This window comes from Nonomuraea sp. CA-143628, from assembly GCF_050942315.1.
GTDB lineage: Bacteria > Actinomycetota > Actinomycetes > Streptosporangiales > Streptosporangiaceae > Nonomuraea.
Genome location: NZ_CP192072.1, coordinates 5,033,581 through 5,048,879 on the forward strand (window position 1 = coordinate 5,033,581; position 15,299 = coordinate 5,048,879).

At 69.3% G+C, this 15,299-nt stretch carries 16 protein-coding genes; 9 read left to right on the forward strand and 7 right to left on the reverse strand.

Going from position 1 to position 15,299, the window contains the following annotated elements; all coding sequences use genetic code 11:
- The first annotated feature begins 195 nt into the window (after positions 1–195).
- Both ACQP2T_RS23010 and ACQP2T_RS23015 read left to right on the forward strand, forming a co-directional pair.
- The gene (locus tag ACQP2T_RS23010) at positions 196–999 is read left to right on the forward strand and encodes an SAM-dependent methyltransferase (protein WP_433518153.1); all 804 of its coding nucleotides are present in this window, start codon (positions 196–198) and stop codon (positions 997–999) included.
- Between the two features lie 127 nt (positions 1,000–1,126).
- A complete protein-coding gene (locus ACQP2T_RS23015; RefSeq protein ID WP_433518154.1) occupies positions 1,127–4,126 on the forward strand; it encodes a GH92 family glycosyl hydrolase in 3,000 nt (999 codons plus the stop codon).
- A gap of 61 nt (positions 4,127–4,187) precedes the next feature.
- Here the strand turns inward: ACQP2T_RS23015 and ACQP2T_RS23020 are convergent, their stop codons facing one another.
- Positions 4,188–4,697 (reverse strand): TetR/AcrR family transcriptional regulator, encoded by a 510-nt coding sequence (locus tag ACQP2T_RS23020; RefSeq protein ID WP_433518155.1) that lies wholly within the window; start codon positions 4,695–4,697, stop codon positions 4,188–4,190.
- A 77-nt stretch (positions 4,698–4,774) separates the two neighbouring features.
- On the opposite strand from ACQP2T_RS23020, the gene ACQP2T_RS23025 reads away from it, so the two are divergent.
- Positions 4,775–5,572 carry an NAD(P)H-binding protein gene (locus ACQP2T_RS23025; protein ID WP_433518156.1) on the forward strand — a complete coding sequence of 266 codons (798 nt, stop codon included), beginning with the start codon at positions 4,775–4,777 and terminating at the stop codon, positions 5,570–5,572.
- Positions 5,573–5,589: 17 nt separating this feature from the next.
- Here the strand turns inward: ACQP2T_RS23025 and ACQP2T_RS23030 are convergent, their stop codons facing one another.
- Positions 5,590–6,156: a DoxX family protein gene (locus ACQP2T_RS23030; RefSeq protein WP_433518157.1), complete on the reverse strand. Its 567-nt coding sequence runs from the start codon at positions 6,154–6,156 to the stop codon at positions 5,590–5,592.
- Positions 6,157–6,401: 245 nt separating this feature from the next.
- Here ACQP2T_RS23030 and ACQP2T_RS23035 point away from each other — a divergent pair, with 245 nt between their 5' ends.
- Positions 6,402–6,731 carry a PadR family transcriptional regulator gene (locus tag ACQP2T_RS23035; protein ID WP_433518158.1) on the forward strand — a complete coding sequence of 110 codons (330 nt, stop codon included), beginning with the start codon at positions 6,402–6,404 and terminating at the stop codon, positions 6,729–6,731.
- A complete protein-coding gene (locus ACQP2T_RS23040) occupies positions 6,728–7,696 on the forward strand; it encodes an HD domain-containing protein (protein WP_433518159.1) in 969 nt (322 codons plus the stop codon). Before ACQP2T_RS23035 ends, ACQP2T_RS23040 begins: the two co-directional genes overlap by 4 nt.
- A gap of 14 nt (positions 7,697–7,710) precedes the next feature.
- Here the strand turns inward: ACQP2T_RS23040 and ACQP2T_RS23045 are convergent, their stop codons facing one another.
- A complete protein-coding gene (locus tag ACQP2T_RS23045) occupies positions 7,711–8,784 on the reverse strand; it encodes a serine hydrolase domain-containing protein (protein WP_433518160.1) in 1,074 nt (357 codons plus the stop codon).
- Between the two features lie 161 nt (positions 8,785–8,945).
- A complete protein-coding gene (locus ACQP2T_RS23050; protein WP_433518161.1) occupies positions 8,946–9,674 on the reverse strand; it encodes an alpha/beta hydrolase in 729 nt (242 codons plus the stop codon).
- A 159-nt stretch (positions 9,675–9,833) separates the two neighbouring features.
- On the opposite strand from ACQP2T_RS23050, the gene ACQP2T_RS23055 reads away from it, so the two are divergent.
- Entirely contained in the window at positions 9,834–10,652 is an 819-nt protein-coding gene (locus tag ACQP2T_RS23055; protein ID WP_433518162.1) for a helix-turn-helix domain-containing protein, read from the forward strand.
- A 303-nt stretch (positions 10,653–10,955) separates the two neighbouring features.
- Here the strand turns inward: ACQP2T_RS23055 and ACQP2T_RS23060 are convergent, their stop codons facing one another.
- Positions 10,956–12,266 carry a carboxylesterase/lipase family protein gene (locus ACQP2T_RS23060; protein ID WP_433518163.1) on the reverse strand — a complete coding sequence of 437 codons (1,311 nt, stop codon included), beginning with the start codon at positions 12,264–12,266 and terminating at the stop codon, positions 10,956–10,958.
- Between the two features lie 244 nt (positions 12,267–12,510).
- Here ACQP2T_RS23060 and ACQP2T_RS23065 point away from each other — a divergent pair, with 244 nt between their 5' ends.
- The 3 genes from ACQP2T_RS23065 to ACQP2T_RS23075 are packed head-to-tail and all read left to right on the forward strand — an operon-like array spanning position 12,511 to position 14,073.
- Entirely contained in the window at positions 12,511–12,945 is a 435-nt protein-coding gene (locus ACQP2T_RS23065) for an SRPBCC domain-containing protein (RefSeq protein ID WP_433518164.1), read from the forward strand.
- Positions 12,932–13,264, forward strand: coding sequence for an ArsR/SmtB family transcription factor (locus ACQP2T_RS23070; RefSeq protein WP_433518165.1), 333 nt, complete (start codon positions 12,932–12,934; stop codon positions 13,262–13,264). Before ACQP2T_RS23065 ends, ACQP2T_RS23070 begins: the two co-directional genes overlap by 14 nt.
- Before the next feature lie 41 nt (positions 13,265–13,305).
- Positions 13,306–14,073: a DUF899 domain-containing protein gene (locus ACQP2T_RS23075; protein ID WP_433518166.1), complete on the forward strand. Its 768-nt coding sequence runs from the start codon at positions 13,306–13,308 to the stop codon at positions 14,071–14,073.
- A 6-nt stretch (positions 14,074–14,079) separates the two neighbouring features.
- On the opposite strand, the gene ACQP2T_RS23080 is transcribed toward ACQP2T_RS23075, so the two are convergent.
- Positions 14,080–14,934 (reverse strand): hypothetical protein, encoded by an 855-nt coding sequence (locus ACQP2T_RS23080; protein ID WP_433518167.1) that lies wholly within the window; start codon positions 14,932–14,934, stop codon positions 14,080–14,082.
- Entirely contained in the window at positions 14,931–15,254 is a 324-nt protein-coding gene (locus ACQP2T_RS23085; protein ID WP_433518168.1) for a PadR family transcriptional regulator, read from the reverse strand. The genes ACQP2T_RS23080 and ACQP2T_RS23085 overlap by 4 nt, the downstream gene beginning before the upstream one ends.
- Positions 15,255–15,299 lie beyond the last annotated feature (45 nt).

Consider the following 15,299-nt stretch of genomic DNA (forward strand, 5'->3'; position numbering starts at 1 on the left):
TTCCCGCTCAGTGAGGCGGCTGAAGCTTCTGACTCGATCCACATGTTTCGTGTAAAGATATTGGTCAATGTCCTCTACGTCCTGGTCGAGAAGATCGATATGCTTCGGCAGACTCGCCGGTCAACCAGCGCTTAGCGCGCTCTGTCGGTGTTTGCGCTTCTTTGAGAAGAATGATCTAGGAGATGGAGGCCGTTCATGACGGAGCACGGCGCAAACGGACCTAGCGGCATCGACGTCACCAGGCCGAGCGTCGCCCGGATGTACGACTACTACCTGGGGGGCAAGGACAACTTCGAGATCGACCGGGAAGCCGTCGGCCGAGTCGAGAAGGCCATGCCGGAGATCCGCCAACTGGCCCTGGAGAACCGGGCGTTCCTGCGTCGCGCCGTACGCCACATGGCGAGGCAGGGCATTCGGCAGTTCATCGACATCGGTTCCGGCCTGCCCACGGTCGGCAACACGCACGAGATCGCCCAGGAGATCATCCCCGACGCCCGCGTCGTCTACGTCGACAACGACCCCGTCGTGCTGCAACACGGCCGCGCCCTGCTCGCGACCGACGACAACACCACCGTGGCCGCCGCCGATATGCGGCGCCCCACCGAAGTCCTCGAACACCCGCAGACCGTCAAGATCATCGACTTCAACGAGCCGGTCGGCGTCCTGATGATCGCCATGGTGCACTTCCTGACCATGGACGAGCGGGGCGCGGTCATGGGCCAACTGCGCGACGCCCTGCCGTCCGGCAGCCACCTCACGATGACCCACGTCACCCGCGACGACCACTCGGCGGACGCGGTGGCCGCGATCGAGGCTGCTTACGCGGCCACGCCGACGCCGATCTACTTCCGCGAGCACGCGGAGGTCGCCCGCTTCTTCGAGGGATTCGAGCTGGTGCCTCCCGGTCTGGTCACCATCGACACCTGGCACCCCGATCCGGACGACCTGGCCCCCGAGGCCACGCGATGGCTGTACGGGGGCGTCGGCCGCAAGCCGTGACCCGTGATCGCGGCATACCGGCGGCGCGCTACGTGTGAACCTTCTTCCGCGCGGGATTATCTGTCCGGACTTCCAGGCTTACATGAGCGTTCATGGCTCGGTTAGTGTGGGCGGGTGTGATCATGAGGTGTTCTCTCCCCGTTCGTGGCTCGCCGCCGCGCTCATCGGCGCCGTGCTCAGCACGGCCATCGCCGTCCCGGCCGGCGCGACCTCCTCTCCCGCCAAGGTCACCGATCCCGTACGCCACGTCGATCCGCTGATCGGATCGGCCAACGGCGGCAACACCTACCCCGGCGCCGTCCTGCCGTTCGGGATGATCTCGTGGAGCCCGACCAACACGGCGGGCGACCAGACCAACGCCGCAGGCGCCAACGGCTACTCCTACAACACCCCCCGCGTGAGAGGCTTCGCGCTCACCCACGTCAACGGCGCGGGGTGCCATCCGGGGGCCGCCGGTGACATCCCGATCATGCCGTTCGCCGGCCCGATCACGTCGTCACCGACCGCGGACACGACAGACGCGATTTACGCGAGCACCTTCAGCCACGCCAACGAGAGCGCACGGCCCGGCCGGTACACGGTCACGCTGGACTCCGGCGTCAAGACCGACCTCGCGGTCACCACCCGCGCGGGCATGGGCGAGTTCACCTTCCCCAAAGGCTCACCCGCCAGCCTGCTGTTCCGGGTGTCCAACTCACTCAACGGCAGCGAGAACGCCGAGATCACGATCGACCCCGCCACCCGTACGGTCACCGGCTCGGTGCTGACCGGCGCCTTCTGCGGCCGCCGGGCCAACGGCGGCGTCAACAACCGCAAGAGCTACTACCGGCTGCACTTCGCGGCCTCCTTCGACCGCGCCTTCTCCGGTACCGGCACCTGGGTGAACGGCGATCTGCGCCCCGGCACCACGACGGCCGCCGGCGGCGAGGGCTACGCCACCGGCGCCGACCGCGCCGGCCGCGGCTCCGGCGGGTACGTCACCTTCGCCGACACCGACGTCCGCATGAAGGTCGGCATCTCCTACACCAGTCTCGCGGCGGCCAAGCGGAACCTGACCCAGGAGATCTCGGCACGGGACGACGTCACGTCCGTGGCCGCCAGAGCCACCCGCGTCTGGAACGAGCGGCTGCGCTCCATCGAGGTGTCCGGCGGCTCGGCGGATCTGCTGACCACCTTCTACACGGCGATGTACCACTCCTACCTGCAGCCCAACGTCACCAGCGATGTCGTGGGCACCTACGTCGGCAGCGACCAGAAGGTCCACACACTCGACAACGGACAGCGTGCCCAGTACGGCAACTTCTCCGGCTGGGACCAGTACCGCGCGCACACCCAACTCCTGGCGCTGCTCGAACCGAAGGTCGCCGGCGACTACGCCCAATCCCTGTACAACCTGGCGCGGCAGAACGGCGGCGTCTGGGACCGCTGGGTACACATCAACGGCCCCACCCACGTGATGACCGGCGACCCGTCGGCCCCCGCGCTCGCCGGCTTCTACGCGCTCGGCGTACGCGACTTCGACGCGCGCGCGGCCTTCGACTCCCTATTCCAGCAGGCCACCGTGCCGCATCCGTCCGGCCTGTCCGACAAGGGCTGCCCCGGACAATGCGAGGGTCAGCGCCCCAACCTCGCCGAATACCTGCGGCTCGGCTACGCCCCCCAGGACACCTGCCACTGCTGGGGCGGCGCGGCGGAGACGCTCGAGGACGCGACCGCCGACTTCGCGCTCGCGGACTGGGCACGACGGCTCGGCCGCGACCGCGAACACGACCTGCTGATGCCCCGGGCCGGCTGGTGGCGCAACACGTTCAACCCGTCGGCCGGCCAGGAGGGCGGCTACCAGCAGGCACGCAAGTCCGACGGCACCTGGCTGTGGCCGTTCTCGGCCACCTCCGACGCCGGATTCGCCCAGGGCACCAGCGCCACCTACACCTGGATGGTCCAGCACGACATCGCCGGCCTGGCCGCCGCGATGGGCGGCAAGGAGCAGGCGGCCAAGCGGCTCGACACGTTCTTCCACCGCGCCGACGGCACATGGGCCACCGGCGGCGACGGCTTCCGCTACGACCCGACCAACGAGCCCGGCATCCACGTACCTTGGCTCTACAACGCGCTGGCCCAGCCGTGGAAGACCCAGCAGACAGTACGCGCGATGGCCTCCCTCGTGTACAAGACCGGCCCCGGCGGCCTGCCCGGCAACGACGACCTGGGCACCATGTCGGCCTGGTACGTCTTCGCCGCACTCGGCATGTACCCCCAGACGCCGAGCCGGGCCGAGATGCTGCTGTCCAGCCCCATGTTCCCCAAGGCGTGGATCAAGCGCGGCAACGGCACGACGATCACGGTCAGCGCTCCGCAGGCCGCCCCCGAGGCCGTCTACGTCCAGGACGTGAAGGTCAACGGCAAGACCCACACCCGCTCCTGGCTGCCCGAGTCCCTGTTGAACAAGGGCGGCGACATCGTGGTGAACGTCGGCGCCACCCCCAACACCTCGTGGGCGACCCAGTCCGGTGACCTCCCCATCGACCACGTCCCCACCGCCGGCACCCCCATCCCGAACCTGCCCGCCGCGTGTCAGCCGTCCGGCTCCTCCTGCGCGCAGAAACTCCAGTACGACGTGGACGGCGTGGCCACCACGGACGCCAAGTCCCAGGGCAACCTGGACGGCAAGGGCTGGAGCTTCCCCGCCGAGCAGCTGCCCGAGCCGGGCCTGCGCACCGTGTCGGGCGGCCCCTACCTGATTCCGGAGACCAAGGGCACGGCAGGCAACTTCCACAGCCTGCGCGGCCAGCGCACCTACCTCACGCCAGGCCGCTACCAGGCCCTCGACCTGCTGGTCACGGCCGTGAACGGCGACCGGCGGACCGAGCTCACGATCACCTACGCGGACGGCACGACCTCCACGGCCCCGCTCAAGGTGACGGACTGGGCCGGCGCCGCACCCCACTTCGGCGAGGAGGCGGCACTGACGGCCGACACCCGCTACAACGTCAACAACACCGCCGACGGCCGCAAGGTGACCATCTGGCGGGTGTCGGCAGCCGCCGACGCGACCCGCGAGGCGGTCTCGTTCACCAGCCCCGCGGCGCCGAACATCAAGATCTTCGCACTCACGACCCGCACGTGACCGAGTCGGCGTGGGGTGCCCGCCGCGCCGGGCAGGCACCCCACGTTGCTTCTTCGAGGGGCTAACGGCGGTCGAGGCCGTCGAGCATGAGAGGGAGGAAGCGCTTCGGGATGACATCCGGGTGGCAGGCGAACACGTTGAGCAGTTCCATGAGGTCGTCGGTGCCGACATCCGGCCGCAGCGCGCCGTCCGCCTGCGCCAGCCGTACCAGCTCGTCGAGCCGACGCACCAGTGCCTGCCTCGCCTGCGGCGCGGTGGTCCCGGCCAGCGCGGCCGCGATGGCGCCGCGGCCCTTCTCCACGCTGTAGCCGACGAAGGCGCGAATGGCCGACCACGCGTCAGGCTCGGCCGCCACGGCGCGGTCGAGGGCGTCCATGAGCTCGTGAACATACTGCTCCGCCAGGGCGGCGAGCAGCACGCCGCGGTCGGGGAAGCGGCGGTAGAGCGTGCCCACGCCGACCCCGGCCCGGCGGGCGATCAGCTCCATCGGCGCGTCCGCGCCGCGCTCGGCCACGGCGTCGCGGGCCGCCTCCAGGATCCGGTCCCGGTTGCGGCGGGCATCGGCGCGCATTGGACTCCCATTGAAGTGGACGACAGGCTTCCGCTTAGTATACAACCGGAAGCTGAGATTCCACTTAGGAGGTTGCGATGATCGTGATGACGGGTGCGACGGGCACGATCGGGCGCGCGCTGGTCGAGGAACTCGGCGGTGCGGTGCGAGCCGTGGTACGGCGCGCGGAACAGGGCGAGGAGCTGGGCTGCGACTACGTGGTCGGCGACCTGGAGCGGCCGGAGAGCATCCCGCTCGGGCCGGGCGACAGGCTCTTTCTCAACAGTGCGCTGTGGCCGGGCTTCGTGGCAGCGCACAAGGCGGTCATCGATCACGCGGCGGCTGCGGGTGTGGCGCAGGTGGTGACCGTGTCCGTGTACGGCGTGACGTCGAGCAGCCTGCTCGGGTTCGGCATGCACGGGCAGGTCGACGAGCATCTGAAGGCGTCGGGGGTGCCGTGGTCGATCCTGGCGCCCGTCGGCTTCATGCAGAATCTCGCGGGCGACGTCGACGAGGAGGGGCGGATCTTCGGCTCGTACGGCGGGGGCAGGGTCGGCTACATCGACGCGCGGGACATCGCGGCGGTGGCGGCGGCGTTGCTCACGCGTCCCGTCGGCGCCGACGCCACGTACGAGCTCACCGGGCCGGTGGCGCCTACGCACGATGAGATCGCCGCCGAGCTCACCCGAGCACTCGGCCGGACCGTACGTTACGTGGACCAGCCGGTCGAGGACGCCGCCGCTCGCCTGGAGAAGCGCGGCATGCCCGCCCAAGCGGCCCGTGACCTGGCCGAACTCATGGCCCAGATCGGGGATGGGCGCTGGGCGGGCACGACCACGACCGTGGCCGACATCCTGGGCCGCGAACCGCGATCGCTACGGGAGTTCCTCGGGTAGACGTGCGCGCCAGGTGATCAGAATTGGACGTTGGTCATCGTGTACCACGTCGGAGCGAAGGCCAGCAGGGCCAGCACGCCGAGGACCGCCAACGACTTGAGTACGCGTGAGGTGGTGATGGTCGCGGGCGCGACGGGCCGCAGTTTCCCCCGTCCGACCGCGATGAACGCCGAAACGCCGCCCAGCAAGAGATTCGCGGGCACCAACGCGTATTCGCCGCGCGTGATGTGAAAACCAGCCGCGAGGATCATCGTCAGGGTCAGGCCGGCGGCGGCGAGCGGCGTCAGCTTCGGCTTGACGCCCGTCATCGCCGGCAGGATCAGGCCGACGCCGCCCAGCACCTCGCAGACCCCGATGAAGACGATCAGGGGCTGCGGCACGGCGGCGTACCACGCCACGGCCCGGGGCGCCGCCGCATACAGAGCTCCGTCGTACAACAGCACTTTGCCGAAACCGCTGCCGGCGAAGAAGAAGCCGAACAACGCTTGGAGTGACCAGAGCGCGCCGTTGAGCGTGAACCTCGTTCCGCGCCCCTTGGGCTGCTGCTCGATGTCCTTGACGCGGTCGCTTACGTGCTGGCCCATGTCCGGTCACTACCTTTCGTGTTGGTACGTGGTGACGAGACTCATCCGACCACCGCGGCGAGGTCGCGCGCGGCGTCCGTGGGACATGGTGGGACACGCGAGACGCGGTTCAGCTGCGAAAACAAGAATTTGTGCCGTGACCGCGGGCTGGGACGACCCCCGTGGCGCGGATATCGAGCGGGCGGCACATGGTTGTCACCGCGACGTGATGTCACGTTCCGTGTCGTATGTCTAGAGTTCTACATATGACGGATGATCCGCGGATGACCCTGCAGACGATGCTCGTGCTGGAAGAGATGCTGTCCGACCCGACCAAGCGCCGCTACGGGCTGGAACTGTGCGAGAAGACCGCTCAGCCCAGCGGCACCATCTACCCGATCCTGGCCAGGCTGGAACGCGAATTCGGCTGGATTGAGCGCCACAAGGAGTCCGCGGCCGAGCACCTGGCCCAGGGCCGCCGCGCCCGCTACTACTACACGCTGACCGAGAAGGGCGCACTCCGGGCTCGTGCCGCCCTCGAGCGAGCCCAGCGGTCCCGCGGACTCGCCGTGAACCTCCGGCCGGCGACGTCATGACCGGCCTACTGGAGTCGCTGCTGGCTCGGCTGCCCGCCGAATCGACGGCTGTGGAGCGTGGCCGGATCCAGCGTGCTTACGAGTTCGCCGCCCGGTGCCATACGGGCCAGGTGCGCAAGAGCGGCGACCCGTACATCACCCACCCCGTCGCCGTGGCGGAGATCGCCATCGACGCCGGCCTGGACTGTGCCACTGTCTGCGCCGCCCTGCTCCACGATGTCATCGAGGACACCGGATGTGACGCCGCACAGCTCCGTGCGGAGTTCGGCGACGAGATCGCCACGCTGGTCCAGAGCGTGACCGAACTCGACCACAGGCCCGACGAGGCGGCCATCGACGCCGCGGACAGCCGCGTCCTCGCACTGAAGGTGCTCGACCGGCTGCACAACATGCGCACCATCCAGCACCTCGACCAGGAGAAACAGCGGCAGAAGAGCGAGCAGACGCTTGACATCATGGCACCGCTCGCCGGGCACCTCGGCCTGCGTGCCGTCGCGGACGAACTCGAATCGATCGCCCGCGGCCGCCTGACCCACCTGCTCGGGGACACCGGCGCGACGTACCAGGTGCTCGTCCTCGGCTCGCTACTTCTCCCGGCGGCGGTGAGAGCGAGCTATGTGGACGAATGGCTCGGCGAGCTCGACGTACTGCGGGACCGGCGGGCCCGCACCCGCTTCGCGCTCAGGCTGGCCCTCAGCATGCCCGCTCTGGCCCTGACCCTGCGCCGCCCCAAATGGCACACGTCAGCTGGCCATCTGCTGTCCGTTCTCCGCTGGATCTTACGGACAGACCTGCGCACCTGGACCCCACTGACCGTGCTGCTCGGCTGGATGATCGTGGAAACCGCACGGAACAGCCTCAGCTTCGCCGTGATCATCCTGATCACGGTGCCCCCCGCCCTCCACGCCGGCGTCACCCGCCTACGCACGAAGCTCGGTCTTGATCAACCGGACGAGCCCACCTAAGGGTGGTGTAACAGTCAGCGCTCGCACATCGTGGCGACGAAGGCGTCGATCAGGTGCTGCCGCTTGGCGGGTACGCCCGTGACGTAGACGGTGGCGGCGCGCCCGGCCCGGTCCCGGCCGCTGAACACCGCGGTCCCCAGCATGTCGCCGGCGGCGAAGTAGACGTAGCCGCAGCTCGACTTCATGCGGGTCACCCCGTAGCCGTAGCGGGCGCCTTCGGGCCAGCCTTCCTGCTCGACCGGTACCGTCCTGGCCATCATCTCGCTCAGCGGGGCCTTGCTCCAGAACCGGTTGAGGTCTTCCGGGGTGGAGACCAGACCGCCGCTGGGCCCGAACTCGTACGTGGGCAGCTGGTCGGTCAGATCCACCTCGCCGTTCTGCGGGCGGCTCGGGTGCACTCCGTAGGTGTGGGCGTGCGGGCCGCGGATGTCGTAGTCGCCCCTGGCCGGCCAGTACGTGTCCCGCATCCCGTACGGCGTGAGGATCAGCTCCCGGCTGGCCTGGCGGAAGTCCTTGCCCGTCACCTCGGTCACGATCATGCCGAGGACCAGGTAATTGGTGTTGGCGTAGGCGAACGAGCCACGCGGCGTGGGCTTGAGCGCCAGCGCCACCCGCAGGAAGTCCGGGAACGGCTCCTTCCACTCGATCGCGTTGAGGAACTCCGGCAGGCCGCTGGTCTGCTGCAGCAGCATCCGGACGCTGATCTTCCGCCCATCGATGGCCGCGCCGTCACCCCTGCCGCGCAGCACACCGGGCAGATAACGCTCCACCGGCGCGGCCAGGTCGATCTTCTTCTGATCGACCAGCCGCAGCACGGTGGCGGCGATGATCGGCTTGCTCCCGCTGGCGATCCTGAACCGGCCACGGGGGCCGATCTTCGGCTTCCCGGTGCCCCGCTCCGCGGTGCCGGAGCGCCGGGTCACGCTCGCGCCGCCCGGGCTCCGCGCCTGGCTCATCGCGCCCGCCATGCCGTCCTCGGTGGTGAGCAGGTCAAGGCGGGACTGTGGCGAGGGAGTCGCGGCGATGGCGGGGGCGACAGGGGCGAGGACCAGAAAACCGGCGACAGCGGCGGCGAGCAATTTCGTCATGCCCCAAATGTCGCGGAAAGATCATCCAGGATCAGTCACGCCTGCCCGCCTGTCGGGGTGAGGTCCTCCCTACCATCGAGGTGATCGCCAAGCGGCGGCCAGTCGAGATCACCTTCTTCGCCCGACGCCGCTCTGCCCGCGTCTACCGTCTGCGGGGCGGGTCAGCCGAGCTTGAGCAGCAGTTCGGTGAGCTCGGCCGGCATGGTGATCATGCAGTCGTGGCCCGTCTCCAGTTCCCACACCTGCGCCGGGCTGCCGTTGGGCTGTATCGCTGGGACGGGCCGCCGTTTGACGCCCTCCGGTACGCCGCCGCCGACGCAGTGAATGTGCGTCCGCGCGATCGTGCGTACGGCCGGGTTGTCCAACCGGACCGGTTGCCGGAAGCAGAGCACCGGCTGATCCGACAACATCGTCCGCAGCCACGCCACCTCCGCCGGGTCGGTGACCCCGAACAGGCCCAGGGGCGGCGGCGACTCGGGCATCGGCGGGATCCGCCAGCCGACCCCGGACTCCGCGGCGCGGTCGATGAGGGTCTGGGTCATGGGATGCACATCCATCGCGCTCTCGCCGTCCGCCGGGACCATCGCGTCGAGATAGACCAGGTGGGCGATCCGATCCGGGACCTGGTTGGCGGCGGAGGAGATGACCAGCCCGGCGTAGCTGTGGCCCACCAGGATCACGTCGGTAAGGTCCTCCTCGGTGATCAGCCCGACGATGTCGTCGACGTGCGTGTCCAGCCCTACCTCGGGGGCGAGCAGATTCGCCTTGTCGCCGAAACCGGTCAGCGACGGCGCGAGCACCCGATGCCCGGCCGATGCCAGCAACGGGACCACCCGCTCCCAGCATTGCCCGCTGTGCCAGGCCCCGTGTACCAGCAAATATGTTGACATGGTGTAGCTCCTTGCTCATAGAAGGGGCCACCGGCCGATTCGCCAGTGTTCATCCCGGAAGTGAGATTTCCGCCCACTCACTGACGGAGCCAGAGCCCCCGCGATCCTGGGGGTGACAGGACCAGGCACGCACGGAGGCGCGCGAACTACCGTGGGGACATGAGCGACGAAATCCACCTTCTTGGCGATTACGTACGCGCCCGCCGGGAGCTCGTCACTCCTGAACAGGCCGGCATCCCCTCAGTGGGCGTACGGCGTGTGCCGGGCCTGCGCCGGGAGGAGGTCGCGATGCTCGCCGGCATCAGCGCCGACTACTACCTGCGCCTGGAGCAGGGCCGCGACCGCAACCCCTCCACGCAGGTCCTCGAGTCGCTCGCCCGCGTGCTGCTGCTCGACGACGACGCGACGGCCTACCTCCTACGCCTCGGGGCGGGCAAACCCCGGCGTCGGCGGCGGCCCCGGAAGCAGACCGTCCCTCCGGGCGTCGCCAAGCTCGTCGTCACGCTCGCGCTCCCCGCGTACGTGGAGGGCCGCTACTTCGATGTCCTCGCCGCCAATACGCTGGCGACCGCTCTGTCGCCGCGACTCGTGGTGGGGGGCAATCGCCTGCGGGATGTGTTCCTCGACCCCGCCGAGCAGGCCCTCTACCCGGACTGGGCGGACGCCGCGCAGGGCATGGTCGCCGGCTTCCGCGAGTCCGTCGGCACCGACACGGACGACCCCCGATTCATCGAACTCGTCGGCGAACTCTCCCTCGCCAGCCCCCGCTTCAGCAGGCTCTGGGCCCGCCACGACGTGAACACGTGCGAAGGCACACCCAAGCGGATCGACCACCCCCAGCTCGGTGACCTGTGGCTGAATCGGGAGAGACTGGCCGTCAGCGGCGCGACAGGCCAGACCCTCGTCGTCCTCCACCCGGACCCCGGCACCGACAGCGCCGACAAGCTGGCACTCCTCGCGTCCGTCATACGGACATGACCCCGTGCGACTGCGGGCTATGGCGCCCCGAGCAACTGGTCCATCGAGTACAACTGCTGACGGAGGGGCGTCCATCAGCGCAGGGTTGGATGGGACCGACGCCAAAAAGGGCGAGCATAGCCGGTGACCTGGGCTGATCTCTCATTTCAGGGACACCGCGCTTTCCTGAGCTATAACGTCCGTGTTATGGGGAGAGGCGAGCGCAAGGCATGGACCGATAAGCGCGCCGAAATCATGAGCCGTGCGGGCGCCGGGGCCGCTTACGAAGCCGCTCGGATCCGCTTCGAGCTGCGCGAGGCCGTCTCAGGTGAGGCCGTCGAGGTGCCACCAGGAGCCTGAGGGCCAGGTGCGGTCGCTCCAGGCGCGGCGCTCGAGTGGGCGGGGATCGGGTTCGACCCGGCTCTGGCCGGTGTCGAAGATCATGGTCTGGCGGTGTTCGGTGTCGTAGGGTGCCCAGCCGGGCGCGTCACCCCGGGCGAAGTGTCCCCAGGTGTCGTGCAGTTCTGCCGACAGCGCCCGGTCGGCGGGGTCGGTGAGTGGGGTGGACTGCCAGATCATCGGCCCGTCCGCGCTATGCCCGCCGCGCAGCAGCCTGCCCAGGGGAGTCGTGGCGGGTACCCCGGGAAAGGGGCCGTCGTAGCGGGATCGCCACACCGGGGCGTGTCGCGCCTGCGCCTCGGCCAGCCGGGTTGTGGGGATGCCGTACCGCTCGTCACTCAGGACGGCCAGGCCGAGTGCGGTGTCGTCGAGTTCGGGGCGGCTCTCGCGGTACGCGGCCAGCATCGTGTCCGCCTCGGCCGCGCCGAACAGCTCGGCCAGCACTCGCGGCGTCTGCTCGGCGGTACTGCCGTCCAGCATTTGGAAGGTGCCGCCCTCGTTCCCGCAGGTCTGGGCGAGCAGCGGGATGCCGGCGGCGGCACCCGCGGCGATGGCGTCGATGGGTCTGCCGGACAGCACGGTCCCGTCGATGGCCGGCCGCCAGACCCAGAGCGCCTTCGCGCCGGTGGCGATGGCGTCCTGTGCCGCGAGCATCTCGGTGGCGGGCACCTCGCGCACTCGGTCGGCGCTCACGCCGAGCTCCCGCAGGAAGCGTACGGCCACGGCCTTGGCCTGCGCCGGGGTGGCGACGTGGTCGGCGCCGCCGCTGCTGGACGCGGCCCGGTGGATCAGCCCTCGGGTGAGCGGGGTGGCCAGCAGGTTGGCCACGCTCTTGGCGCCGGCGGACAGACCGTACAGGGTGACCCGCTTTGGATCTCCGCCGAATGCCGCGATGTTCTCCCGCACCCAGCGCAATGCCTGAATCTGGTCGAGCAGTCCTGAGACGCCTGAGGAGTCGCCGATGTCGAGGAAGCCCAGGCTGCCCAGTCGGTAGTTGAAGCTGACCACGACGAGATCATGGGTGCGGGCGAAAAGGCTGCCGTCGGCGTACATGTCGGTGCCGCTGCCGGTGAGATAGCCACCTCCGTGCACCCAGACCAGCACCGGCCTCAACCGGCCGCCCGGGGGAGGTGCCGCCACGTTCACGTACAGGCAGTCCTCGTCCATGGCGGGCGTCGGTAGGCCGGGCAGGACGGACTGCATGGCCGTGTTTCCCGGCGCGGTGGCTTCCCGCACTCCCCGCCAGGGCGCCGGGGGTTGCGGCGGACGCAATCGGAGCTCGCCTACGGGGGAGCGGCATAGGGGATCCCCTGCCAGGCGAGCACGTCGCCGAGATCGACGCCACGGACCGTACCAGTACGAGTCTCAACAAGGGTCACGGCGACCTTCATAGCAGCCCGCGATGGACCAATGTTGACGCAACCGAATGGTTGCCATAGTGTTGTGGCAACCGAATGGTTGCAACAGATGGAGGTGTGTCATGGGTTTTCCCGATCGCATCGAGCGCAGCATCAGCGTCGCCCACCCGCCCGCGAAGGTGTGGGAGGCGATCACGACGGCTGAGGGACTGGGCACGTGGTTCGGTCACAAGGCGACCGTCGACCTGCGTGTCGGCGGCCTCGCCCAGCTGACCTTCGAGGGCGGCCACAACGCCTACCTGCGCATCGAGCGCCTTGAGCCGCCGCACGTGCTCGGCTACACCTGGGGTATATACGGCCTGCCGGCCGACGATCCGCGCCGTACCTACGTCGAGTTCACCCTTGAGCCGGAGGCCGAAGGGACCCGGCTCACCGTGGTCGAAACCGGCTTCGCGCAACTGCCCGACGACCTCTACTCCGGCGCGTACGGCGGGAACGTCAAGGGATGGCAGAGCGAGCTGGACGAGCTCGTCGAATACCTCGATGCCCGAGCGTGAGCCGGAGGCCGTCGCGGAAGAGGTCTTCGCCGCCCTGGCCGATCCCAGCCGGCGGAGCATCCTGGCCGCGCTCGCGTCCCGCGGGCCGGCCACGGCGACGGACCTGGCGGCCGGCCTGCCGATCACCCGGCAGGCGATCGCCAAACACCTCGGCCTGCTCGCCGAGGCCGGGCTGGTCGTCGCTGAGCCCGGCGAGCGGCGTCGCGTCCGCTACCGGCTCCAGTCGGCCCCCATCCAGGTCGCGCAGCAGTTTCTCGCCGCGCTGGCCCGTGACTGGGACTCCAGTCTCGACGCTCTCAGGCGGCATCTGGGTACGTGAGGGGCAGGGGAGTCGTGACCTAATACGACAAGGAGAAGACAATGATCGATCACAAGACCGGAACGCGTGAAGAGTGGCTCGCGGCCCGAATGGAGCTGCTCGAGGCCGAGAAGGCCCTGACGCGGCAAGGCGACCAAGTGGCGCGGCAGCGGCAGGAGCTGCCCTGGGTCCGCGTCGACAAGGAGTATCGGTTCGAGGCCGAGGCGGGCACCGCGTCCCTCGCCGACCTCTTCGAGGGACGCTCGCAGCTGATCATCTACCACTTCATGTTCGGCCCTGACTACCAGGCGGGATGTCCGTCCTGCTCGGCGATAGCGGACGGCTTCAACGGCTCCGTCGTCCACCTCGCCAACCACGACGTCACGCTCTGCGCGGTGTCGCAGGCCCCGCTCGCCAAGCTGCGGGCGTACAAGCGGCGGATGGGCTGGAGCTTCCCCTGGGCCTCATCGTTCGGAAGCGACTTCAACTACGACTTCCGGGTGACGCACACCAAGGAGGAGTGGCAGTCGGGAGCCGTCGAGTACAACTTCCGCTCGATGGACGTCCGGCCGCCGGAGTCGGGCGAGGAGAATCCCGTCCTCCTCGAGTTCGCGTCGAGCGTGGGCACGGACTGGCCGACGTACCGGCAGCAAGGGCCCGGCATGAGCGCGTTCGCGCTCGATGACGGCGTCGTGTATCACACCTACTCGACGTACGAGCGTGGGGTGGACGGCCTCTGGGGCATGTTCCAGTGGCTCGATCGCGCGCCACTCGGCCGCAACGAGACCGGCTTCTGGTGGCGCCGCCACGACGAGTACGACAGCCAGTGATCACCCTCAGGCTTTGGCCGCGCGCCGCCATCCCGTCGCGGCCATGATCAGCAGGAGCGCCGCAAGAGTCGACCAATAGGCCATGTACAGCAGGGCCGACGGTGGGTTGGTGAGCGCGGATGCCAAGCCCGGCAGGACGTAGATCGCCGCCGCCAGCGCCCAGCGCGGGCTGCGCGCGACGGTGGTGGCCCACACCCCTGCCAAGAGCAGGACGCCTTCCGTACCCGCCCTGGCCAGCTGCCAGGTCTCGCCGTACTCCCCGAAACCGGGTGCGTAGGTGAGGACGAAGGCGGCCGCCGGGATCGCCAGCCACCACCACGGCCGCGTGCGCAGGTCGCGCGACCTCCTGCTGACCGCGAGGACCACGGCCCCGGCCGCCAGCAGGCCGTAGGGCGTCAACGAGACGCAGTTATGGTAGGCCGGGCCCAAGAACGGCGCCCATCCCGTCGCCTCGGTCCCCAGCAGCATGGCCCGGCCGGTCGAGAGCGCGATGACCAAGGCCAAAGGCAGTGCTGCCAGCGCCCAGCCGCGCAGGAGCGCGACCACCAGCGCCGCCGAAGTGGCCAGCCACCAGGGGGAGGCGTGGTCGGCGATGTTGTACGACAGATTCGCCAGGGCCAGCGTCAAGAGGCCGAGATGTACGCCGTCGGCCCACCACGGTGCGGGTCTCCCGGCGGACTTACGGGCCCTGGCGGCGAAGCCCGCCGTGACGAGGGCGGCCGTCTCCCGCGGCGAGGGGACGCGGCGCGGCGAGTCGTTCATCAACGTGCCGAGGATCTCGGCGCCGTATTCGGCACGGTGGCCGGACGGGAAGGCCCGCAGGAACAGCCGGTACCAGCTTTCGGTGAACGCCTCGCTCATGCCTGTGCCGTCCCCAACGCCGGGGCGATCCGTCCGGTGACGACTCGGGCGGCCTGCTCCATCCGCGTCGCCTCCTTGATGACAGCCGCGCGTCCGTCCTCGGTCAGCCGGTAGTAGCGGCGGGGGCGGCCCTGGACGGTATCCTCGCGGTCCACGGCGATCAGCCCGTCGCCGGCCAACCGGTCCAGCGCGCCGTAAAGGGTGCCGACGGCGAGCCGCACCCGCCCACCGGACTGCTCCTCGGCCCGCTTGATGATCCCGTAGCCGTGCGAGGGCCCATCGAGTAACGCGGCCAGTACGAAGTACGTGGGCTCGCTCATCACTGGCGATCTTTTAACCATACGGGCGACGATATATCGGGCGGC